Source organism: Bradyrhizobium sp. CCBAU 53338 (assembly GCF_015291665.1).
Taxonomy (GTDB): domain Bacteria; phylum Pseudomonadota; class Alphaproteobacteria; order Rhizobiales; family Xanthobacteraceae; genus Bradyrhizobium.
This window is the reverse complement of record NZ_CP030048.1, coordinates 3,814,805-3,837,526: the sequence shown is the minus strand read 5'-3', so window position 1 is coordinate 3,837,526 and position 22,722 is coordinate 3,814,805. Positions and strand designations below refer to the sequence as shown.

At 65.1% G+C, this 22,722-nt stretch carries 21 protein-coding genes; 1 reads left to right on the top strand and 20 read right to left on the bottom strand.

Translation table 11 applies throughout. From position 1 onward, the window contains the following. Positions 1-33: 33 nt before the first annotated feature. The 16 genes from XH90_RS17995 to eno all read right to left on the bottom strand — a co-directional run bounded on the left by XH90_RS17995 (position 34) and on the right by eno (position 15,775). A complete protein-coding gene (locus XH90_RS17995; RefSeq protein WP_194475706.1) occupies positions 34-1,275 on the bottom strand; it encodes a threonine synthase in 1,242 nt (413 codons plus the stop codon). A gap of 65 nt (positions 1,276-1,340) precedes the next feature. Beyond that, on the bottom strand, positions 1,341-2,762 hold the full coding sequence (lpdA, locus tag XH90_RS17990; protein ID WP_194475705.1) for a dihydrolipoyl dehydrogenase: 1,422 nt from the start codon (positions 2,760-2,762) through the stop codon (positions 1,341-1,343). Between the two features lie 17 nt (positions 2,763-2,779). Continuing rightward, positions 2,780-3,010: a hypothetical protein gene (locus XH90_RS17985; protein WP_194475704.1), complete on the bottom strand. Its 231-nt coding sequence runs from the start codon at positions 3,008-3,010 to the stop codon at positions 2,780-2,782. A gap of 8 nt (positions 3,011-3,018) precedes the next feature. Then, positions 3,019-4,368: a pyruvate dehydrogenase complex dihydrolipoamide acetyltransferase gene (locus XH90_RS17980; protein WP_194475703.1), complete on the bottom strand. Its 1,350-nt coding sequence runs from the start codon at positions 4,366-4,368 to the stop codon at positions 3,019-3,021. 62 nt (positions 4,369-4,430) lie between these two features. Further along, positions 4,431-4,883, bottom strand: coding sequence for a nucleoside deaminase (locus XH90_RS17975; protein ID WP_194475702.1), 453 nt, complete (start codon positions 4,881-4,883; stop codon positions 4,431-4,433). 2 nt (positions 4,884-4,885) lie between these two features. Beyond that, positions 4,886-5,188, bottom strand: a complete 303-nt coding sequence (locus XH90_RS17970) for a DUF5076 domain-containing protein (RefSeq protein WP_008547332.1) — start codon at positions 5,186-5,188, stop codon at positions 4,886-4,888. Positions 5,189-5,191: 3 nt separating this feature from the next. After that, positions 5,192-6,574, bottom strand: a complete 1,383-nt coding sequence (locus XH90_RS17965) for a pyruvate dehydrogenase complex E1 component subunit beta (protein WP_194475701.1) — start codon at positions 6,572-6,574, stop codon at positions 5,192-5,194. A gap of 29 nt (positions 6,575-6,603) precedes the next feature. Then, the gene (gene pdhA / locus XH90_RS17960; protein WP_194475700.1) at positions 6,604-7,626 is read right to left on the bottom strand and encodes a pyruvate dehydrogenase (acetyl-transferring) E1 component subunit alpha; all 1,023 of its coding nucleotides are present in this window, start codon (positions 7,624-7,626) and stop codon (positions 6,604-6,606) included. 254 nt (positions 7,627-7,880) lie between these two features. Next, positions 7,881-8,135: a glycerophosphodiester phosphodiesterase family protein gene (locus tag XH90_RS17955; protein ID WP_246755519.1), complete on the bottom strand. Its 255-nt coding sequence runs from the start codon at positions 8,133-8,135 to the stop codon at positions 7,881-7,883. A 37-nt stretch (positions 8,136-8,172) separates the two neighbouring features. Continuing rightward, complete coding sequence (gene adh / locus XH90_RS17950; protein ID WP_194475699.1) at positions 8,173-9,690, bottom strand: aldehyde dehydrogenase; 1,518 nt, start codon at positions 9,688-9,690, stop codon at positions 8,173-8,175. A gap of 134 nt (positions 9,691-9,824) precedes the next feature. Beyond that, entirely contained in the window at positions 9,825-10,784 is a 960-nt protein-coding gene (locus tag XH90_RS17945) for a GAF domain-containing protein (protein WP_194475698.1), read from the bottom strand. Between the two features lie 188 nt (positions 10,785-10,972). Further along, the gene (locus XH90_RS17940) at positions 10,973-11,290 is read right to left on the bottom strand and encodes a septum formation initiator family protein (RefSeq protein ID WP_194475697.1); all 318 of its coding nucleotides are present in this window, start codon (positions 11,288-11,290) and stop codon (positions 10,973-10,975) included. Between the two features lie 173 nt (positions 11,291-11,463). Then, positions 11,464-12,015, bottom strand: a complete 552-nt coding sequence (locus XH90_RS17935; protein ID WP_194475696.1) for an NADPH-dependent FMN reductase — start codon at positions 12,013-12,015, stop codon at positions 11,464-11,466. Between the two features lie 193 nt (positions 12,016-12,208). Further along, the gene (locus tag XH90_RS17930; protein ID WP_194475695.1) at positions 12,209-13,204 is read right to left on the bottom strand and encodes an MBL fold metallo-hydrolase; all 996 of its coding nucleotides are present in this window, start codon (positions 13,202-13,204) and stop codon (positions 12,209-12,211) included. 119 nt (positions 13,205-13,323) lie between these two features. Then, positions 13,324-14,457 carry a zinc-binding dehydrogenase gene (locus tag XH90_RS17925; RefSeq protein ID WP_194475694.1) on the bottom strand — a complete coding sequence of 378 codons (1,134 nt, stop codon included), beginning with the start codon at positions 14,455-14,457 and terminating at the stop codon, positions 13,324-13,326. Between the two features lie 34 nt (positions 14,458-14,491). Then, a complete protein-coding gene (eno, locus tag XH90_RS17920) occupies positions 14,492-15,775 on the bottom strand; it encodes a phosphopyruvate hydratase (RefSeq protein WP_194475693.1) in 1,284 nt (427 codons plus the stop codon). Between the two features lie 112 nt (positions 15,776-15,887). Between eno and queF the strand changes: the two genes are divergently transcribed. Continuing rightward, on the top strand, positions 15,888-16,364 hold the full coding sequence (gene queF, locus XH90_RS17915; protein ID WP_194475692.1) for a preQ(1) synthase: 477 nt from the start codon (positions 15,888-15,890) through the stop codon (positions 16,362-16,364). Here queF and glsA read toward each other — a convergent pair. The 4 genes from glsA to kdsA all read right to left on the bottom strand — a co-directional run bounded on the left by glsA (position 16,361) and on the right by kdsA (position 22,681). Beyond that, complete coding sequence (glsA, locus tag XH90_RS17910) at positions 16,361-18,232, bottom strand: glutaminase A (RefSeq protein WP_194475691.1); 1,872 nt, start codon at positions 18,230-18,232, stop codon at positions 16,361-16,363. The genes queF and glsA overlap by 4 nt on opposite strands. A 149-nt stretch (positions 18,233-18,381) precedes the next feature. Then, positions 18,382-20,475 carry a methyl-accepting chemotaxis protein gene (locus tag XH90_RS17905; protein ID WP_194475690.1) on the bottom strand — a complete coding sequence of 698 codons (2,094 nt, stop codon included), beginning with the start codon at positions 20,473-20,475 and terminating at the stop codon, positions 18,382-18,384. A gap of 143 nt (positions 20,476-20,618) precedes the next feature. Continuing rightward, positions 20,619-21,830, bottom strand: a complete 1,212-nt coding sequence (locus XH90_RS17900; RefSeq protein WP_194475689.1) for an MFS transporter — start codon at positions 21,828-21,830, stop codon at positions 20,619-20,621. After that, positions 21,830-22,681, bottom strand: a complete 852-nt coding sequence (gene kdsA, locus XH90_RS17895) for a 3-deoxy-8-phosphooctulonate synthase (RefSeq protein ID WP_194475688.1) — start codon at positions 22,679-22,681, stop codon at positions 21,830-21,832. The genes XH90_RS17900 and kdsA overlap by 1 nt, the downstream gene beginning before the upstream one ends. Positions 22,682-22,722: the final 41 nt, after the last annotated feature.

Genomic DNA, 22,722 nt, shown 5'->3' with positions numbered 1-22,722 from the left:
AGGGCTCGTTCGTGAAGAGACGTATTGCCGCGCTTAGAACTGCGAAAAATCGATCGGCTTGTGGCGATCGAGCGTGCGGGTGACTGGCGGCAGCGGGTATTTCAGGCCGGTGGCGCAGTTGAACAGCATCACGCGGTCATCCTTCGAGACGCGACCGTCCGCAAGGCTCTCCTTGTAGGCGGCGTAAGTCGCGGCACCCTCCGGGCACAGCAGCAGCCCCTCCTCGCGCGCGACCTCGTTGAGCGCCGACGAGATCTTGTCGTCGTCGACCGCGATCGCAAACCCCTTGCTCTCGCGCACGGCGCGCAAGATCAGGAAGTCGCCGATCGCCTGCGGCACGCGAATGCCCGATGCGATGGTGTGCGCGTCTTCCCAGCGCGTGGCGTGCTCGGTGCCGGCGTCATAGGCCCGCACCATCGGGGCGCAGCCGGAGGCCTGCACAGCGACCATGCGCGGGCGCTTCGATCCGATGAAGCCGATCTTCTCCAGCTCGTCGAACGCCTTCCACATGCCGATCAGGCCGGTGCCGCCGCCGGTCGGATAGAAGATCACGTCGGGCACGTCCCAGCCGAGCTGCTCGGCGAGCTCGAGGCCCATCGTCTTCTTGCCTTCGATGCGATACGGCTCCTTCAGCGTGGAGGTATCGAACCAGCCGACCTTTGCCTTGCCTTCACCGACGATCTTGCCGCAATCATCGATATAGCCGTTGACGCGATAGACCGTCGCGCCCTGCAGCTCGATCTCGCTGACATTCACCTCGGGCGTATCGGCCGGGCAGAAGATCGTGGTCTTGATGCCGCAGGACGTGGCGTAGGCCGCCAGCGCCGCGCCGGCATTGCCGTTGGTCGGCATCGCCATGTGCTTGATGCCGAGCGCCTTGCCCATCGACACCGCCATCACGAGGCCGCGTGCCTTGAACGAGCCGGTCGGCAGGCGCCCCTCGTCCTTGACGATGATCTCGCCGCCGCCGAGCTTCTTGCCGAGCTTGGGCAGGCGGATCAGGGGCGTCGTGACTTCGCCGAGCGAGACGATGTCCTTGCATTTGCGCACCGGCAGCAGCTCGCGGTAGCGCCACAGGTCGCCAGGGCGCTGCGCCAGAGCGTCCTTCGTCAGCGCCTTCTTCACGCCGGCGAGGTCGTAGCGCACGAGCAGCGGCTTGCCGGCCTTGGAGAGATTGTGGACCTGGTCGGCGGCGTAATGATCGCCTTCCATGGCGCATTCGAGATGCGTGACGAAGGTCGGACGCTCGATGGTGAGGTTGTCGTTGTCGTGCATGGGATGATTTCCTTCTTATTTTGAGAACGGCTCTCCGTGACGGCGGCGGGCGCCGCCCTCACCGGTCAAATATTCAACACCCGCCCATAGGCATCCAGCACGGCTTCCTTCATCATCTCAGACAGGGTCGGATGCGGGAACACCGTGTGCATCAGCTCTTCTTCCGTGGTCTCCAGGTTCATCGCGACGACGTAGCCCTGGATCAGCTCGGTGACCTCGGCGCCGACCATGTGGGCGCCGAGCAGCTGGCCGGTCTTCTTGTCGAAGATCACCTTGACCAGGCCCTGGTCCTCGCCGAGCGCGATCGCCTTGCCGTTGCCGACGAAGGGGAAGCGGCCGACGCGGATCTCGCGGCCGCTCTCCTTGGCCTTGGCTTCCGTCAGGCCGACGGAGGCGACCTGCGGATGGCAATAGGTGCAGCCCGGGATCATCAGCTTGTCCATGGGATGCGGATGCAGGCCCTTGATCGCCTCGATGCAGATCACGCCCTCATGCTCGGCCTTGTGGGCGAGCATCGGGGGACCGGCGACGTCGCCGATGGCGTAGATGCCGGGAACGTTGGTCTTGCCGTAGCCGTCGATCACGATGCAGCCGCGATCGGTCTTCACGCCGAGCTTCTCGAGGCCGAGATTCTCGATGTTGCCGACGACACCCACAGCCGAGATCACCCGCTCGAACTCGGTGGTAACAGGCTTGCCCTTGCCGTCGTCGATGGTGGCAACGACGCTGTCGGCCTTCTTCTCCAGCTTCGTCACCTTGGTCGAGGACATGATCTTGATGCCCAGCTTCTCCAGCCGTTTGCGGGCGAGGCCTGCAATCTCGGCGTCCTCGACGGGCAGGATCTGCGGCAGCACCTCGACCACGGTGACGTCGGACCCCATGGTGTGGAAGAACGAGGCGAACTCGATGCCGATCGCACCGGAGCCGACCACCAGCAGCGACTTCGGCATCCGCTCCGGCACCATCGCCTCGAAATAGGTCCAGATCAGCTTCTTGTCGGGCTCGAGGCCCGGCAGCACGCGCGGCCGCGCACCGGTGGCGACGATGATGTGCTTGGCCTGGTAGGTCCCCTCGCCCAGCGAACCCTTCGGGCCCTCGACGTCTGATTTCTTCACGGTGATCTTGCCGGGCGCGTCGATCGAGGCGGCGCCCCAGATAACGCTGACCTTGCTCTTCTTCATCAGGAAGCCGACGCCGTCGTTCAGCCGCTTGGAGACGCCGCGCGAACGCTGCACCACCGCCTTCGGATCGAACGACACCTTCTCCGCCGACAGGCCGTAGTCCTTGGCGTGCTGCATGTAATGGTAGATCTCGGCCGAGCGCAGCAGCGCCTTGGTCGGAATGCAGCCCCAGTTCAGGCAGATGCCGCCGAGATAGGATTTCTCGACGATCGCGGTCTTGAAGCCGAGCTGGGCGGCGCGGATCGCGGTGACGTAGCCGCCGGGACCGGAGCCGATGATGATGACGTCGAAGGATGTGTCGGCCATGGCGGCTCCCGTTCAACTCAAGACGCGACGCCGCGGGCGCGGCGACTGATGATGTAAGTTCTGACGAGCCATTCGAGGAGAATGGCCGCCGTCATGACGGCGAAGATGGTGAGCGCGATCGGCGCCCAGATGTTGCGCGACAGCGCCTCACCGGCCAGGAAGGCTGACACAACGATGTCGCGGCCCAGCGGGCTGAGCGTCGCGACCAGCGAGATCAACATCGAGATCCAGGGCCAGCGCGTCGTCATGCGCCATCTCAGACCATCATCATGACGGGGTTTTCGATCAGCTGCTTGAACGCGCCGATCAGCTCGGCGCCGAGCGCGCCGTCGATGGCGCGGTGATCGCAGGACAGGGTGACGCTCATCATGTGCGCGATCTCGATCTTGCCGCCGCGCACGACCGGCCGCTCCTCGCTGGTGCCGACCGCGAGGATGGTGGCGTGCGGCGGGTTGATCACCGCGGTGAAGTGGCTGATGCCGTACATGCCGAGGTTTGAGACGGCGGTGGTGCCGCCCTGATATTCCTCGGGCTTCAATTTCCGGGAACGCGCGCGCGCGGCGAAATCCTTCATCTCGTTGGAGATGGTCGAGAGCGTCTTGGTCTCCGCCTTGCGGATGATCGGGGTGATCAGGCCGCCGGGCATCGCCACGGCAACGCCGACGTCGGAATGGTGATGCTTGACCATGCCGCTTTCCGTCCAGCTGACGTTGCAGTTCGGGATCTTCTGCAACGCGACCGCCATCGCCTTGATGACGAAGTCGTTGACCGAGATCTTGTAGAGCGGCTTCTTCTCCTTGTCCTTCGGAGCCGCCGCATTGATCTCCTCGCGCGCGGCGAGCAGCTTGCCGATGTCGCAGTCGATGGTCAGGTAGAAGTGCGGGACGTTCTGGATCGAGGCGGTCAGGCGCTGCGCGATGGTGCGGCGCATGCCGTCATGGGGGACGATGTCGTAGGAGCCCGGCTCGAACAGCGACAGGATCTGCTTGTCCGACATGGTCGGCGCGATCGAGGGCGCGCCGCCGGACGGCACCGCGGCGGGCGCCTTGAGGCCCTTGCCGGATTTGGCCTGCTCGACGTCGCGCGCGACCACGCGGCCGTGCGGGCCGGTGCCGGTGACCATGCCGACATCGATGCCGGCTTCCTTGGCAAGACGCCGCGCCAGCGGCGACGAGAACACGCGGCCGGCATGGCCGTTGCTCTGCGCGGGCGGCGCAGCGGCTTGCGGCGCCGGAGCAGCGGCGGGAGCCGGCGCAGCCTTGGGCGCGGCTGGCGCAGGAGCCGCGGCGGCGGGAGCCTCCGCGGCCTTGGGCGGCGCGGCCGAAGCGCTCGGCTTGGCGCTGCCAGCGGCCTTTACGTCCTCGCCTTCGCCGGCAAGCACCGCGATCACATCGTTGACCGGCACGTCCTGCGTACCCTCGGGCACGAGGATCTTGGCGATCGTGCCCTCGTCGATGGCTTCGACCTCCATGGTGGCCTTGTCGGTCTCGATCTCGGCGATGACATCGCCGGACTTGACCTTGTCGCCTTCCTTCTTCAGCCACTTGGCGAGGTTGCCCTTCTCCATCGTCGGCGAAAGAGCGGGCATCAGGATGTTGATGGGCATGCTGACCTCACGAAGAACTTCTCAAAACGTCGCCCCCGAAAGTGAGGACGAACAGACCAGGTTTAGTTGCCGATGTCGCCCTGCCACAGGCGCTCATTGGCAGGGATGGAACGCCAATTCTTCATCATGGTGATGGAGCGGTCGTCGGCAAGGTCGATCCAGGCAATCCCGAACTTGTCGAGAATGTCCTTGGATCCCGGAAAGGTGACGGATTCGCCGATCACCACCAGCTTGACCTTGAACAGAGCGAGCGCGCCGGCACACATCGAACATGGCGACAGCGTGGTGTACATGACGGTGTCGTGGAACGAGATCGCGCCGGCTTCGCGCAGGCAGCTCATCTCGCCGTGCAGGATCGGATTGTTCTCCTGCACGCGGTTGTTGTGGCCGCGGGCGATGATCTCGTCGCCGCGAGTCAGCACGGCGCCGATCGGCAGGCCGCCTTGCGCGATCGAGGCCTCGGCCTCGCGGATCGCCTCCAGCATGAAATCGTAGTGGTGAGCTTCGATCGCCACGGTCAGTGCCCCTTCCCGCGCGGCGTCGTGGTGCCGGTGTCGGTGGGACGCTCGATCTCGGCCTGGAACATGTCGAGGATCCGGTTCAGCGCGTCCTCCTCGGTGTATTCGCTCTCGCGCGCATAGGCACGCGCGGCGTGGCGGGCGAGATCGACGAGCAACAGGCCCCACATGTCGGGCTCCTCGAAGGCGCGCTGGAATGCCATCGACAGCCCGCCATCCAGCACGAACACGCGCAGGATCTCGACCGCATCATCGCGGGTCATGACGTCGGGCGGCAGTGGCTGCTCCTTCGGGCCTGCCATGGCCTACCTGTAGCAGACGGCTTTGGCGGCCTCGACGACTTCCGCCGCCGAGGGCAGCGCCAGCTTCTCCAGGTTCGCGGCATAAGGCATCGGCACGTCCTTGCCGGAGACGCGCGCAACCGGCGCATCCAGATAGTCGAAGGCGTTCTCCATGATGCGCGCGGCGATCTCGGCGCCGACGCCGCTCTGGGCCCAGCCCTCTTCCACCGTGACCGCGCGGCCGGTTTTCTTGACCGAGTTGATGATAGTCTCGGTGTCCATCGGACGCAGCGTACGCAGGTCGATCACCTCGGCTTCGATGCCCTCCTTGGCGAGTTCGTCGGCGGCCTTCAGCGCATAGGTCATGCCGTTCGACCAGGAGATGATGCTGACATGGCTACCGGAGCGGACGATGCGCGCTTTGCCGATCGGGATCACGAAGTCGTCGAGCTTCGGGACTTCGCCGGTATGACCGTAGAGCACCTCGTTCTCGAGGAAGATCACCGGATTGGGATCGCGGATCGCGGCCTTGAGCAGGCCCTTGTAGTCGGCGGCGGAGAACGGCGCGACCACCTTGAGGCCCGGAACGTTCGAGTACCAGGCCGAGTAATCCTGGCTGTGCTGGGCAGCCACGCGCGCAGCCGCGCCATTGGGGCCGCGGAACACGATCGAGCAGCCCATCTGGCCGCCGGACATGTACAGCGTCTTGGCTGCGGAGTTGATGATCTGGTCGATCGCCTGCATGGCGAAGTTGAAGGTCATGAACTCGACGATCGGCTTCAAGCCGGTCATTGCGGCGCCGACGCCGACGCCGGCAAAGCCGTGCTCGGTGATCGGAGTGTCGATGACGCGCCTCGCGCCGAACTCCTGCAGCAGGCCCTGGGTCACCTTGTAGGCGCCCTGATATTCGGCCACCTCTTCGCCCATCACGAAGACGTCGGGGTCGCGGCGCATCTCTTCGGCCATGGCGTCGCGGAGCGCTTCGCGGATGGTCTGGGTGATCATCGCGGTGCCTGCAGGCACCTCCGGATCCGGCTCGGCGACGGCCTGCGGTGCCGGTGCCGCCTTGGCCGCAGGCGCCTCGGCCTTCGCAGCGGCGGGCGGCGCGGACTCCGCAGCCTTCGCGGCCGGTGCAGGCGCTTTCGCGAGATCGGCGGCGCTCTCGCCGTCGGCGAGAATGGTCGCAATCGGCGTGTTCACCGCGACGTCGGCGGTCCCTTCCGGGATCAGGATCTTGCCGAGCGTGCCCTCATCGGTCGCCTCGACCTCCATGGTGGCCTTGTCGGTCTCGATCTCGGCGATCACGTCACCGGACTTGATCGTCTCACCCTCTTTTTTAAGCCACTTGGCGAGGTTGCCCTTTTCCATCGTGGGCGACAACGCGGGCATCAGCACTTGAATTGGCATATCGACTCCAAAAGAAAGCTTGCGCGCGTTTAGCGGTAAACGTCGGTCCAGAGCTCGGCGGCATCCGGCTCTGGATCATGCTGGGCAAAGTCGGCGGAGGCATTGACGATGTCGCGAACCTCGGCGTCGATCGCCTTGAGGTCAGCCTCGCTCACCTTGGCCGCAAGCAGGCGATTGCGCACCTGCTCGATCGGATCCTGGTCGTGACGGACCTTCTCGACCTCCTCGCGCGTACGGTACTTGGCAGGATCGGACATCGAGTGGCCGCGATATCTGTAGGTCTGCATCTCCAGGATGAAGGGACCCTTGCCGGCGCGGCACCAGGCCGCCGCCTCCTCGCCCGCGGCCTTGACGGCGCGGACGTCCATGCCATCGACCTGCTTGCCGGGGATATTGAACGAAGCGCCGCGCTTGGAGAAATCCTGCTGCGCCGAAGCGCGCGAGACCGCGGTGCCCATGGCGTAGCGGTTGTTCTCGATGACGTAGATCACCGGCAGCTTCCAGAGCTCCGCCATGTTGAAGCTCTCATAGACCTGGCCCTGGTTGGCCGCGCCGTCGCCGAAATAGGTGACGCTGACATTGCCGTTGCTGCGATAATTGTTGGCGAAGGCAAGACCGGTGCCGAGCGAGACCTGAGCGCCGACGATGCCGTGACCGCCGTAGAAATGCTTCTCCTTGCTGAACATGTGCATGGAGCCGCCCTTGCCCTTGGAATAACCGCCGCGGCGGCCGGTGAGCTCGGCCATGACGCCGTTGGCCTCCATGCCGGTGGCAAGCATGTGACCGTGATCGCGATAGCCGGTGATGACCTGATCGCCCTGTTTCAGGGCCATCTGCATGCCGACCACCACGGCCTCCTGGCCGATATAGAGATGGCAGAAGCCGCCGATCGCACCCATGCCGTAGAGCTGGCCGGCCTTTTCCTCGAACCGCCGGATCAGGAGCATGTCGCGAAGCGCCTTAAGCTCTTGCTGCCTGGTGAACTCCGGAGGCGAACCGCCGTTGGTTTTGTCCTGCTCAGCGCTTGCGGCGGCTTTCTTGGGTGCGGCCATGGGAATTCCGGGTCAGAGAAATCTAAGTCCTCTCTAACCTAACTCAATCGCGTGTGAAAGCACTGCAGCGGCATGCCACGACTTTCATTATGCCGCACTGCAACGTGGCCGAAATTTTGCAAAACCTTTGGCGCCGATCAGGCAACATTTGCTCCGCAAGAACGAGAGCTCTGCACGCAGACGAGGCAACGACATCGGCCACGCATAACTCGGGTACTGAGCCCCCGGTGCGTGTCCGATTCGAATGGCCAGGCCTACCAGCCCAGCTCGCGCAAATACGCCGTGCGGGCGGCAACGCCAGTGTGCGTGAAGTCGGTGAAGACCCCATCGACGCCGAGCCGGAAAAATTTGAGATATTCCTGGACGGGATCGGCTTGATAGTCGGCCGCCAAATATTTCTTCTCGTTCCGGAACGTGAAGACGTGCACGAACAGGCCGAGCTTGTGTGCGTCGGCGATCAATTCTCTGACAGACGGATGACGAAGGGGCGTGCAATCGCCGATCTGCACGGGCGACGCCGCTGTGGCGACGCCCGTGCCTGCTCGATCAGAAGAAGCCGAGCTTCTTCGGGCTGTAGCTGACCAGGAGGTTCTTGGTCTGCTGGTAGTGATCGAGCATCATCTTGTGGGTCTCGCGACCGACGCCCGATTGCTTGTAGCCACCGAATGCGGCATGGGCGGGATAGGCGTGATAGCAGTTGGTCCAGACCCGGCCGGCCTGGATCGCCCGGCCGAAGCGGTAGCAGCGGTTGGCATCGCGGCTCCAGACGCCCGCCCCGAGGCCATAGAGCGTGTCGTTGGCGATCGCGAGCGCTTCGTCATCGGTCTTGAAGGTCGTGACCGAGACGACGGGCCCAAAGATCTCCTCCTGGAAGATCCGCATCTTGTTGTTGCCTTCGAATACCGTCGGCTGGACGTAGAAGCCGCCCGACAGATCGCCGCCGAGTTCGGCCCGTCCGCCGCCGGCCAGCACCTTGGCGCCCTCCTGCTTGCCGATGTCGATGTAGGAGAGGATCTTCTCCAGTTGCTCGCCAGAGGCCTGCGCGCCGATCATGGTATCGGCCGCGCGCGGATCGCCCTGCTTGATCGCCGCGACGCGCTTCAGCGCCCGCTCCATGAAACGGTCGTAGATGTCGGCGTGCACCAGCGCCCGGCTCGGACAGGTGCAGACCTCGCCCTGGTTCAGCGCGAACATGACGAACCCTTCGATCGCCTTGTCGAAGAAATCGTCGTCCTCGGCGGTGACGTCCTTGAAGAAGATGTTCGGCGACTTGCCGCCGAGCTCCAGCGTCACGGGAATGAGGTTCTGGCTGGCATATTGCATGATCAGCCGGCCCGTCGTGGTCTCTCCGGTGAACGCGATCTTGGAAATGCGCGGGCTGGAGGCGAGCGGCTTGCCGGCCTCGAGGCCAAAGCCGTTGACGATGTTGAGCACACCGGGCGGCAGGAGATCGCCGATGATCTCGGCCCAGACCATGATCGAGGCCGGTGTTTGCTCGGCGGGCTTCAGCACGACGCAATTGCCCGCAGCGAGCGCCGGCGCGAGCTTCCAGCACGCCATCAGCAGCGGGAAGTTCCAGGGGATGATCTGGCCGACGACGCCGAGCGGCTCGTGGAAATGATAGGCGATGGTGTCGTGATCGATCTCGCCGATCGAACCTTCCTGCGCGCGAACGACGCCGGCAAAATAGCGGAAGTGGTCGATGGCGAGCGGCAGGTCGGCGGCCCGGGTCTCACGGATCGGCTTGCCATTGTCCCAGGTCTCGGCGACCGCGAGGCGCTCGAGATTCTCCTCCATGCGGTCGGCGATGCGATTGAGGATCGCAGCGCGCTCCGCGACGCTGGTCCGTCCCCAGGCGCCCTTGGCGGCATGGGCGGCGTCGAGGGCCGCCTCGACGTCCTGCGCGTCGGAGCGCGCGATCTTGCAGACGATCTTGCCGGTCACCGGCGAGGCGTTGTCGAAATATTTGCCGGCCAGCGGCGCCACGAACCTGCCGCCGATGAAATTGTCGAAGCGTTCGGCGAAGGGATTCTGGGTGACGCCGAGGAATTCCACCTTGTTCATTGATCACTCCCGATGTTGATGTTTGCGCAAATCGTCGTGTGCTCACGACTTGCGCCGACGATCTCGCGGGAGGTGTTTTCTGTCAGCCCGGGTGGATGCGATGGCGGGACGGACCTGTCGCAGTTCTGCGACAGTCAGTGCTTGAGCTCGAACCGCTTCAGCTTCCGGTGCAGCGTGGCGCGGCTGACGCCGAGGGCCTTGGCGGCGGCCGACACATTGCCGCCGGCGCGAAGCAGCGCCCGCTGCAGCACCGCGCGCTGACCGCCGGCGAGATGGTCTTGCGCGGGTTCGCCGCCGAGAAGGTCGGCTGCCGGCATCGGCTGCAACGGCCTGCCCGGCGCAATCCCGAGCGCTGCGCGTGCGGTCCGCGTCGCACCGATCACGAGATCGTCCGCATCGACCGCGACGAGGCCGACGGACTGGCCGTCCGGCCCCTGCGTCAGCACGATGCGGGCATCGACGAAGGCGCGGCGAAACAGGTCCGCCTCGATGCGCCTCGCCGCCTCACCGGCCGCGAGCGCGATCAGGTTGGAGAATGCATCGGTACGGTCGGCGCGGCAGGACGAGACGTCGAGCACGCCGGCAAAGGCCGCCTCGTGGTCGTAGATCGGAACGGCGGTGCAGCTGAGCAGCGTGTTGCGGGTGAAGAAATGCTGGTCGCGATCGATCGTGAGCGGCCGCTGCTCGACGACGCAGGTGCCGATGCCGTTGGTGCCCTCGTGCTCCTCGCTCCAGAGCGCACCGGTCCACAGGCCCCAGGATTGAAAGGTCGCATCGTCGGCCGGCGTGCCACGGCGGTCCACCGGAACCCCCTCGCCGTCCGCGAGCAGCACGCAGCAACCGGCCGCACCGACCGCCTGATAGAGCCGGTCCATGGCGCCCTGCGCGGCGGCGAGCAGCGGCGCGATGCGCTCGCGCGCCCGTCGAAGCTCGACGTCGCTGAGCCGCAGCGGCGCGCTGCAACCGCCGGGATCGAGATGATGCAATCGGGAGGAACGGCGCCACGAGGCCACGAGCGCGGACCGAGCCGCCTGGCCTGATGCGATGGCGGCTTCGACACGAGCCGCGTGATGCCGGGGCATTGACCCATCCATCACCGTTTCCTCCGAAAAGCAGTCTAGGCGGCGCCCCTCGCAACCCGATTGATCTCCGTCAACCTTTCGCAGCCATGGCGCCCGGACAAGCAATCTCCCCTGGCCATGCCGACGTCAAGGCGGCGGCCCGGTCGCGGCTCTACGACCTTCGGAATAGTCCGGGCGGCTTTCGCCTGTGGCGGAAAGCGCTAGTTCTGCGGGATCATCCGAACCAGATCGTGCGGATTGACGTAGTCGAGCTGGAACCGGGCTCGTTCATCCAGCATGTCGGGGTCGATCTTGTCGGTGCGGAGCAGCGAGACGCGCTGCTCGCTGCGGGTGCGCTCGCGCTTGAGCTGGGCGAGCTCGCTGGTCAGCGCGATGATCTCCTGGTCGAGCTCCTGGCGGGCGTTGAGGCCGTACTTGCCGGTATAGGCGTTGACGCCGAAATAGCCGACGATGGCGGCTGCCATCGCATAAAGGGCGAGACCGGTCAGGATCGATTTGAGGCGGGCGCGGGAGACCATTTTGGCAGGATGGGCCAGCTTGGTTAAGGGAGTGCTAATTTAGCCAAGCCGTCATTCCGGGGCGGTGCGTAGCATCGTCAGGTGCGCAATTGCGCACCCGCGACTGCGGAGATTCCGGGTTCGGCTCTTCGAGCCGTCCCGGAATGACAAGTCCATCGGCTGGTTATTCGACCTCAGCCGTGATGCTTGGCAACGTGCGTCGCAAACGCGTCGACATACGCCTGGAGCACGCCCTTCAGCGAGTCCTTGGTCAGGTTGCCCTCGGCATCAAACGCGTCGCCGACCGCGTTCAGATACGTCTCGGGCTGCTGCATGATCGGGCCGGCGATGCCCGGCAGGATGTTCTGGAGCGTCTTGGCGGCGCTGACACCACCGAGCGGGCCCGGCGAGTTGGAGATGATGCCGACCGGCTTGCCGTTGAACGAGCTCTTGCCATAGGGGCGCGAGGCGACGTCGATGGCGTTCTTGAGCACGCCCGGGATGGCGCGGTTGTATTCCGGCGTCACGAAGATGACGCCGTCGGACTTCTGGAGCTTTTCGCGGAAGGCGAGCCAGTCGGCCGGCGGCGCGCCCTCGAGATCCTGGTTGAAAAACGAGATGCCGGCGAGGGTGATGACCTCGAGCTTGAGCGAGGCCGGCGCGAGCTTGACGAGCGCATTGGCGATCTTCAGGGAGAAGCTCTCCTTGCGCAGGCTGCCGGCGATCACGACGATGTTGTAGGCCATCAGATTATCCTTGGTTTGTCTTGAAACCTCGAGGGGGAAGTGCCGGGCGGCACTTAAGCGATCCGGGTCGATGGATGCAAGTGCATGAACCGATCCGATTTGGAAACGCTGAGTTTCGCGAAAGCAGATGGTCGCCCGAAACAATCAGGCCGCCAAGCGGCGGCCCGATCTTTCGTGCACTCTGAAAGCCAGCTCAGATCGTCGGATTCCAAGCCGACGGGATCAGGCGATACTTGGCGCCGTCCTTCTCGACATGACCGACCGACGGGAACGTGAAGTGGAAGCCGACAACGGTCGCCTTCTCAGCTGCCGCCATGTCGTAGAATTTGTGTCGCGTCTGCTGCGCCAGCGCGCCGTCGGTGTCGAAGACCACGTGCCAGTCCGGATTGCGCAGGAACAGCTCCGGAATGTTGGTGACGTCGGACTGGATCAGCACCTTCTTGTCGCCTGAGGCAACCGCGAACGAGGTGTGACCCGGCGTGTGGCCGGGCGTCGCGATCGAGGTGATGCCGGGCGCAACCTCCTTGCCCCATTCGTACTTCGTCACCTTGGACTCGAGGCCGGCGAAGGTCTTCTTCACGTTGGCGAAGTAGTTCTTCATCATGTCGCCGGAGGCCTTGCCCGCATTCTCCTCGCTGGCCCAGAACTCCCAGTCCTTCACCGGCACCATGATCTCGGCATTCGGGAAGGCAAGCCCTCCGTCGGCCAGACGGATGCCGTTGGTGTGGTCCGGATGCAGATGCGACAGCAGCACGATGTCGATGCTCTTCGGGTCGACCCCGGCGGCTTGCAGGTTCTGCAGGGTGCGGCCGACCGCACCCTTGCTGGGCTCGAGATTGGCGACGCCGTTGCCGGTGTCGATCAGCACGAGCTTGGAACCGGTGTTGATGAGCTGCGGATTGAACGGGACAGTGACCATCCCCTTCGGCATGTAGGCGGCGTCGGCAGCCGCGAGCGCCTCTTCCTTCGGAACGTTGACGACGAACTTGTCCGGCATCGGGAAGCTGCGCGCACCGTCATTGATCGAGGTGCACTCGTAGCTGCCGACCTTGTAGCGATAGAAGCCCGGTGCCTGCGCGCCTGTTTGCGGCACCGAGGCATTGACGGTGGATGGCCGGAGGCCGGTCACGGCGGCCGCACCAATGGCGGCCGTGCCTGCGAGCAGATGACGGCGATTGAGATCGATCATGGAGATGTCCCCTTCTGAGCGCACGTTGCGGTTGTTCCGCTTTCAACGCGGCGGAATAATCTCCCGCCTGGCTCAGAAGGCAAGACGTCTTTTGGCCGACCCGCGGTTGCAGATCACGATTATTTATTTGGGTTGATGAGGAATTTTTCGCCGGTGGCGCGTTTGGCGTACACCGCGATGTTGGCGGGATCGAGGGCTTCCTGCAGCGAGACCACCTTGGTGTAGTGGCTGGCGAAGGTGGTCTTCAATTCGCTCACGACGCGCTGACGCAGCCGTCCGATGTCGGCCGGTCCGATCTTCTGGAGGAACGGGGTCAAGAGCCAACCGCCGACGCCCCAGGCCATGCCGAAGCCGCGCGGCAATTCGATGGGGCGGATATCGAGCGCGCCATAGACATAGACCTGCTTGTGCACGCTGGAGCCGTAACGGCTGTATTCCTTCGCGGTCTTGTTGATCGCGATTTCCATGCAGTTGAGGATATCGCCGGCGAGCTTGCCGCCGCCGATCGCATCGAAGGCGATCGTAGCGCCGGTCTCGACCAGCGCATTGGTGAGATCGTCGAGGAAGCTCGGCTTGCTGGAATCGACGATATGCTTGGCGCCGATCTTCTTCAGGATGTCCGCCTGCTCCTGGCTGCGCACGATGTTCACGAGCGCAATGCCATCCTTGATGCAGATCTTGTTCAGCATCTGGCCGAGATTGGAGGCGGCCGCAGTGTGCACCAGCGCCCTGTGGCCTTCGCGCCGCATCGTCTCGGTCATCCCGAGCGCGGTGAGCGGATTGACGAACCAGGAGGCCCCCTCCGCCGCCGTCGTGCCCTCCGGCAGCGGCTGGCAGTCCCGCGCCTTCAGGGTCCGGTACTGCGCGTACATGGCGCCGCCGATCATCGCGACGGTCTTGCCCATCAGCGCCTTCGCAGCGTCCGACGAGCCGGTCCTGATGACGACGCCGGCCCCCTCATTGCCGACCGGCAAGGACTGGTCGATCCGGGCGCCCATCGCACGCATCGCACCATCGGGCACCTTCGCAGCGATGATTGGCGCCTCTTTCGTTCCTGACGCCTTGGCCGTGCTCATGTCGGCCGCGCCGACCAGCAGGCCGAGATCGGACGGGTTGATCGGCGCCGCCTCGATGCGGACGACGACCTCGTCGTCCGCGGGCTCGGGGGTCGGCACGTCCAGAAGAGAGATCTCGAGCTCTCCGCTCTTCTTGATCAGCGAACGCAGTTGCAGTCCGGTCTTGCCGTCGCTCATGTCGATCCTCCCCTGTGTTTGTTGACGCGCTGGCTTATGCCAGCGCCTTCAGTGCCGCCTTGCCGCCATAGAGCGCCTGCTTGCCGAGTTGCTGCTCGATGCGGAGGAGCTGGTTGTATTTGGCGGTGCGATCGGAACGCGCAAGGGAGCCGGTCTTGATCTGACCGCAGTTCGTGGCGACCGCAAGGTCGGCGATGGTGGAATCCTCGGTCTCGCCGGAACGATGGGACATGACTGAGGTGTAGCCGGCCTTGTGCGCCATCTCGACGGCGGCGAGGGTCTCGGTCAGCGTGCCGATCTGGTTGACCTTGATCAGGATCGAGTTGGCGCGGCCGGCCTTGATGCCCTCGGCGAGGCGCTTGACGTTGGTGACGAACAGATCGTCGCCGACCAGCTGGCACTTGTTGCCGATGAGGTCGGTGAGCTCCTTCCAGCCGTCCATGTCGTCTTCCGACATGCCGTCCTCGATGGTGACGATCGGATAGCGGCCGACGAGGTCGGCGAGATACTTCGCCTGCTCGGAGATCGAGCGGGTCTTGCCCTCGCCCTCATAGACATACTTGCCGCCCTTGAAGAATTCGGTCGAGGCGCAGTCGAGGCCGAGTACGATGTCGGCGCCCGCCTTGAAGCCGGCCTTGCCGATCGCGTTCATGACGAACTCCAGCGCAGCGTCCGCCGACGGCAGGTTCGGGGCGAAGCCGCCCTCGTCGCCGACGTTGGTATTGTGGCCGGCCTTCTTCAGCTCCGACTTCAGCGTGTGGAAGACCTCTGCGCCATAGCGCAGCCCTTCGGCGAAGGAGGACGCGCCGACCGGCAGGATCATGAACTCCTGGAAATCGATCGGGTTGTCGGCGTGCACGCCGCCATTGATGATGTTCATCATCGGCACCGGCAGCAGCCGCGCCGAGGTGCCGCCGACGTAGCGGTAGAGCGGCATGTCGAGCGAGTTCGCGGCCGCCTTGGCGCAGGCGAGCGAGACGCCGAGGATGGCGTTGGCCCCTAACCGGCTCTTGTTCGGCGTGCCATCGAGGTCGATCATGATCTGGTCGATCTGGGCCTGCTGCTCGACATCGAGACCGCTCAGGGCCTCAAAGATCTCGCCGTTGACGGCGCCGACCGCCTTGGTGACGCCCTTGCCGAGATAGCGGGCCTTGTCGCCGTCGCGCAGCTCGACCGCCTCGTGGGCGCCGGTGGAGGCGCCTGACGGCACGGCCGCGCGGCCAAGCGCGCCATCTTCCAGCACGACGTCGACCTCGACGGTGGGGTTGCCACGGCTATCGAGAATTTCGCGTCCGATGATGTCGATGATGGCGGTCATGAGAGCCTCTTTTCGGGGAACAAAGGGGGCAGTTCGCGGGTGCTTCTACCGCAATGCATCGAAGCGGAAAAGGCCGGGTGACGGCTGCGCCGTGATTGGCTAAGAGGGCCGCATGTCGAAAAAACCCAGCAAATCGAAGACCTCACCCAGCCTGCAGCTCGGCCGCGCCGTGGAATGGCCCGATGCGCCCGAAAAGGCCAAGCTCGACCGGGTGCCCAATCCGCAAGCCGGCACCGACTATCTGGTCCGCTTCACCGTGCCGGAATTCACCTCGCTCTGCCCGGTGACCGGCCAGCCGGATTTCGCCCATCTGATGATCGACTTCGCGCCCGGCCAGTGGCTGCTGGAGTCGAAATCGCTGAAACTCTACATCGCGAGCTTCCGCAATCACGGCGCCTTCCACGAGGACTGCACCGTGATGATCGGCAAGCGCATTGCTTCCGAGATCAAGCCGAAATGGCTGCGCATCGGCGGTTATTGGTATCCGCGCGGCGGCATCCCGATCGACGTGTTCTGGCAGACCGGCCGTGTGCCGAAGGGCCTGTGGGTGCCCGAGCAAGGCGTCGCGCCGTATCGTGGCCGGGGCTAGTACGCGCTCAACAGATCGACCTTGGCATTGGCAAGCACCAGCCGCCGCGCCAGGATGGCGGCGAGGTTGCGCATGATCTTCAGCGACGTCTCCGGGTGCAAACGGCGGTAGTCCGCGAAGCTGTCGAGTGGCAGCTCGAGGCAGGTCACGGAGGTGTCGGCGAACACGTCGGCACTGCGGCCCTGCTCGAGGATCGCCATCTCGCCGAATTCCATGCCGGGGCCGAGAGACGCGAGCCGCACGCCGCTCCGCAGCTTGACGCTGACCATGCCGCTCTGAAGGAAGAACAGCGAGTTGGCGGGCTCGCCGGCGGCGACGATGCGCTGGCCGGCAACGAAATGGCGTGTCGTCGACAGTTTGACGATCGCGGCGATTTCACCCTCGTCGAGCTCGGCGAGCAGCGCCTGCTCCCCGAGATGAGCGCTCTCCTTCACATCGGTGAAGCCGCCGGAGCGGTAGATCACCTGGTCTTCAGCCCATTCGATGGCATCGTCGAGCAGCGCGAAGCGGCGCAGCCGGCGCGACTCGACCGTGCGCGCGGCGATCGCCGCCCATACAGCAGACGTCTCCTCGAAGCCTGACAGGATCGCGGTGACGCCGGTATTGCCCAGAGCGGTCAGCGTCTCGCCGAGAAGCTCCGCGCCGGCCGCCGTGATGTCGGGGACACGGCGGAAGTCGACGATCAGCAGCGGCGCGTTTGGCGGCTCGCTGGAGAGCCGTCGCGTGACATAATCTATGGTGCCGAAATTCATCGCACCGACCAGCTCGAGCACGCGGATGTCGCTGTGGCGCTCGTCGAGGATCTGTTGCTCGTGGGGCTGGCGGCTCCGGCGCGAGGAGATGCCGTAGACGTCGTAATCCGCCATGATGCTGGTGCGGACGTCGGCGTTGCGATTGAGCATGTGCAGGTCGAACCGCGCCGACAAGGCTTCGCAGACCTTCAGACCACGCACGCTGTTGAAGTGATTGTCGAGCAGTGGCGAGAAGGTGCCGAGCCCGAGCTGGGACGGCAGCGCTGCGACGATTCCCCCGCCGACGCCGCTCTTGGCGGGAATCCCGACGCGATAGGTCCATTCGCCGGCATAGTCGTACATGCCCGAGCTCGTCATCACCGATAGCGTGCGCGCGACGATGTGCGGCGTGATCACCTGCACGCCGGTCACCGGATTGACGCCGCGATTGGCGAGTGTTGCCGCCATCACCGCGAGATCGCGCGCCGTCACCAGGATCGCGCATTGGCGGAAATAAACGTCGAGCACGGCATCGACATCGTCAGGCAGCACCGCGTAGTTGCGGAGCAGCCAGGCGATGGCACGGTTGCGATTGCCGGTCGCGGTCTCCGAGGCGTGCACGGCCTCGTCGACGCCAAGCGCGTGGCCGGCGAACTGGCTGAGTTTCGCACGGACACGCTCGAAGGCGCCCTTCCCGTCCACTTCGTAGATCAGGCCCGAGCAGGCGATAGCGCCCGCATTGACCATGGGGTTGAAGGGACGATTGTCGTTGGTGAGCCGGATTGAATTGAAAGCCTCGCCGCTCGGCTCGACGCCGATGGTGGCCGCAACCCGCTCCTCGCCGACCATCTCCAGCGCCAACGCGAACACAAAGGCCTTGGAGACCGACTGGATCGTGAATGGCACCTGACTGTCGCCGACCTCGTAGACATGGCCGTCGATGGTGACGAGCGCGATCCCGAAATGATCGGGGTTGGCGCGCTTCAGCTCCGGGATGTAGTCGGCAAGCTGACCAGAATTGTCCGCCCGGAATTCCTCGTGGCAATCGGTGAGGAAACGCCGCAGCGGTGGCTTGGTGGGATATCCACTCGATCGAAGGACGTTGGCTGCACTGGAACGGCTGGTCTGGACGTCCACGATCTCACACCTCGATTTGCCCAAAATCGAAGCAATCCTCATGCCATGTATACCGAAGACAACTGTGGCGCAGTGACGCAAAACGACAAAGGCCGCCGCGGCTCGTGACGCCGCGGCGGCCTGCCGAACTGGCGCTACCCGGTCTGCCCCTAGGCCACCTCGCGCACCCGGGTGATGAAGCTGTCCACCTCGCCGGTGAGCGAGGTCGACTGGCTCGACAGGTCGGCGGCCGCCTTCAGCACGCCCGCGGCGGCGCGGCCGGTCTCGTTCGCGGCCGACGAGACGGTGGCGATATTGCGGGTCACGGTCGAGGTGGCCTCCGCGGTATGCTGCACGGTGTTGGCGATCTCGGCGGTGGCCTTGTTCTGCTCCTCGATCGCCGCGGCGATGACGCGGTTGATGCTCGAGACCTCCTCGATGGTCTTGACGATGCCGTCGATGGCGGAGACCGCCTTCTGCGTCGCGCCCTGGATCTCGGTGATCTGGGCGCTGATCTCTTCGGTCGCCTTCGCCGTCTGCGACGCCAGGTTCTTCACCTCGCTCGCCACCACCGCAAAGCCGCGCCCGGATTCGCCGGCGCGCGCGGCCTCGATGGTCGCATTCAGGGCGAGCAGATTGGTCTGGCCCGCGATCGAGGTGATGAGACCGATGACCTCGCCGATGCGGTCGGCGCCGTCAGCGAGCGCACGCATGGTGCTGTCGGTCTCCCTGACGGTCACGACCGCATGCTCGGTGGCGCGGCTTGCCTGCTCGACCTGGCGGTTGATCTCGCGGATCGAGGCGTTGAGCTCCTCGGCCGCGGCCGCAACCGTCTGAACCCCGCCGCCGACCTGGTCGGCCAGCGTCGAGGCCGAGCCGGCCTGGGCCTGGGCTTCCGCCGCCGTGCCCGACATCGAACGCGCTGTCGTCTCCAGCTCGCCCGAGGCGCTCGACAGCGTCTGCACCATCTGGCCGATCCGGCTTTCGAACTGGCGCACGAGACCCGAGAGCGCGCTGGCGCGCTTCTCCTTGTCGGCGCGCTCGGCGGCCTGATCGCCGGAGAGACGCTCGGCCTTGATCATGGCGTCCTTGAACACCTGCAGGGCCGACGCCATGCGGCCGATCTCGTCGTTGCGATCGAGGCCCGGCACGTCGCTGGCGAAATCATGATCGGCAAAGCGCGTCATCACGCCCGTGATCGCGGTCAGCGGCCGGGTGACGCGGTTGCGCATCAGCATCAGCCCGCCGATCATCAGCGCCAGCGAGGCCGGCGCCAGGAGGCCGAACAGGATCAGGCTGAAGCGGGCGCGCGAGGCGCCCTCCTCGGCCCGCGCGATCATGTTGGCGAGCGCAGTCTGGGTGACGATGACGACGTTGTTGGCCCCGACAAGCTGACGATCGCGGTAATCGATGCCGACGACGCCGGCGGGCTCACCGGCGAGCAGCTTGGTCGCAATGGCATTGCGCTCGTCGCTGAGCGCGCCGGAGATTTCCGGCTCGGCGGTCCGGATCGCCTGCAACAGCTCGGGCGAGGCCACGGCCGGGCTGAGGTCGCGCACCACCAGCCAGGACTGCTGGATGCGGCCGCGCAGATCGGCGAAGGCGACGCCGTCGGCCGCGGTCCAGGTCTTGTTGGCGAGGATCGCGGAGAACTGGACGAGGATGGTCTGGCCGGCATTGGCGCGAGCCTGCCAGGAGGCTTGCTTGGCGATCAGAAGGCGATCGACCACGGGATCGATCAAGGTCATCGCATTGTCGACATGGGTGGTGACGTCGCCGATCGCATCCATGAAGGCGTCGCTGATCTTGGCCCAGGCCGGCGTCAGGCTGGCGTCACGTGCCCCCTTCTCCTGCTTCAAGGCCGTGATGGCGCGCGGCCGGAGCTCCTCGAGCTGGCCCCAGATGCCGCGGAGCTTGTCGAGCTTCTCGGTGAGCCCTGGCGCATCGACCGAAGCCAGGCTCTGCAGCGCCTGCGCGTAATTCTTCTGCACGGTGGCCCGCTGCTCGGCGAGGCTGCTCATGACGCTGTCGGGCGCAGCAGCGCCGGACGCCAGATAGCTCAGCGTGTCGCCGCGCTCCAGGCGGAAGATCACCAGCGTGTTGGTCAGGTCGCGGCTCGCGATCGTCAGCGAGACGATGCGGTTGCTGTCCGAATAGCGCGTCACCGCCAGCTTTAGGGCGTAGGCGCAGATGACGACAAGGATGAGACCGAGAGATCCAACCACCGCCCCGAGAATGCGGGCGACCGAACGCTGTTTTTGCATCGACTGATCCACAGATGTTGCCGCCGGCTAGCGGTTCAGGCGGCAATCTACGGAGCGATCGGTGAGATTTGATTTAAGATTGAAGGGATTTGGCTACCGTTTCTCCACGGGAAACTACGGTGATTGGTAATTGAATACTTCCGTCAGGCCCGTGCGTCGGACGGTGCCCGCGGCTTGAGCATCCGGGCGCAGACGAGGCCCAGCACCACCATGATCGCGGCGCTTGCAAACAGCGTCGGCATCTTGCCGCCATGCTGCAGCCCGAGGCCATAGGCGATCGGGCCAACCGTCTGTCCCATGAAGAAGAAGAACGAATGCAGCGACATCGCGGTCGCCCGCGCCCCGATCGACAGCTCGCTGGCGAACACCTGCAGGCAGCCATGGATCATGTAGAAGCCCCAACCCATCGCCAGCATGCTGAGGAATTGCAGCTTCCATTGCGGACCGAAGGCGAGCGCGCCGAGTTGCAAGGCGACAAGCCCGGCGCCAGCGATCATCATGCCCTTGACGCCGAGCCAGGGCAGGAAGCGCGAGACGGTGAACGTGTAGAACAATCCTCCGATCGCAAAGCCGGCGATCACGATGCCTGCGATTGACGGCGACTTCTCGCCGAGATCGAACAGCAGCGCAGCGATGAAGGGAAACAGGCCGAACACGCAGCAGCCCTCGACGAAGACCGCCGAATAGCAATAGCGCGTGTTGGGATTGGCGAAGATGGTACGATAGCCCTGCCGCAAAGCCTTCAGGTCGGTCTTCGGCGCCGCCGTCAGCGCGGCCCCGCGAAAGCCCGCCGCCACCGCGACGGCTGCGATCAGGCCGAGCGCGCCGAGGATCATGAGCACGCCGCGCCAGCCGATCAGTTCGCCGATGATGCCGGAGGCCGTCGCACCCAACAGGTTGCCGGTCATCGAGCCCGCCAGCGTACGCCCGATCGCAACCTGCCGCTTGGCGGGGACGACGAGGTCGGCGGTCAGACCAAGGGCGACCGGAAACACGCCGCCGGAAGCGATGCCGGCCAGGATGCGGCTCGCGAACAGGCCCGAGAAGGTGGTCGCGACAGCGCCGAGAATGGAGGCGACACCGAGCAGCGCCAGGCACAGCGTCATCAACCTCGCCTTGCCGAACATGTCGGCGGCAGCTCCGATCACGGGCTGGACCAGTGCGTAGATCAGGGCATAGCCGGCCGCGATGCTGGCGGCCGTGGTGACGCTGATCGAGAAATCCTCGGCGACATGCGGCAGCACGGGATCGAGCGCGCGCGTGGACAAGGCGGCCGAGAAGCTGGCGAGCGCGATGATGTTGATCGCGGGTGGAAACTTCTGGTCGGACGGCGCGCCGGTCGCAGGCTGGTGCATCAGCGCGTTGTGCTTTTCGTCACCGCGTCGAACGCCATCAGCTTGGCGATCAGCCCTTCGAACTCGCGCAGCGGCACCATGTTGGGTCCGTCGGACGGCGCCCGATCCGGATCGGGATGGGTCTCGACGAAGACGCCGGCGACGCCAACGGCCACGGCTGCACGCGCCAGCACCGGCACGAATTCGCGCTCGCCGCCGGAGGACGCGCCCTTCCCGCCCGGCTGCTGCACCGAATGGGTGGCGTCGAAGATCACGGGCGCACCGGTCGTGCGCGCCATGATCGGCAGAGATCGCATGTCCGACACCAGCGTGTTGTAGCCGAACGATGCGCCGCGCTCGGTGACGAGCACGTTGGGATTGCCCGCGCTGGTGATCTTGGCAACGACATTCGTCATGTCCCAGGGCGCTAGGAATTGCCCCTTCTTGACGTTGACGACCTTGCCGGTTGCGGCCGCCGCGAGCAGCAGATCGGTCTGACGACACAGGAACGCCGGGATCTGCAGGACATCGACCGCTTGCGCCACCTCGGCGCATTGAGCGGCATCGTGCACGTCGGTCAGAACAGGCAGACCGAGCGAGGAGCGAAGCTCCGCGAAGATCGGCAGCGACTGCGCGAGCCCGAGGCCGCGCGCCGCCGACGCGCTGGTGCGGTTGGCCTTGTCGAACGAGGTCTTGTAGACGAGGCCGATCTTCAGCCGCGCCGCGATCTCCTTCAGCGCGGAGGCCACCTCCAGCGCATGCTGGCGGCTCTCGAGCTGGCAGGGTCCTGCAATGATCGAGATCGGCAGGTCATTGCCGAATTTGACCGTGCCGACGCTGACGACCGGCGCCGCGGAAGATGAAGAGCTCAAGGCCAATTCCCTCGTTTCGCCGCGAAACATAGCGGCGATGA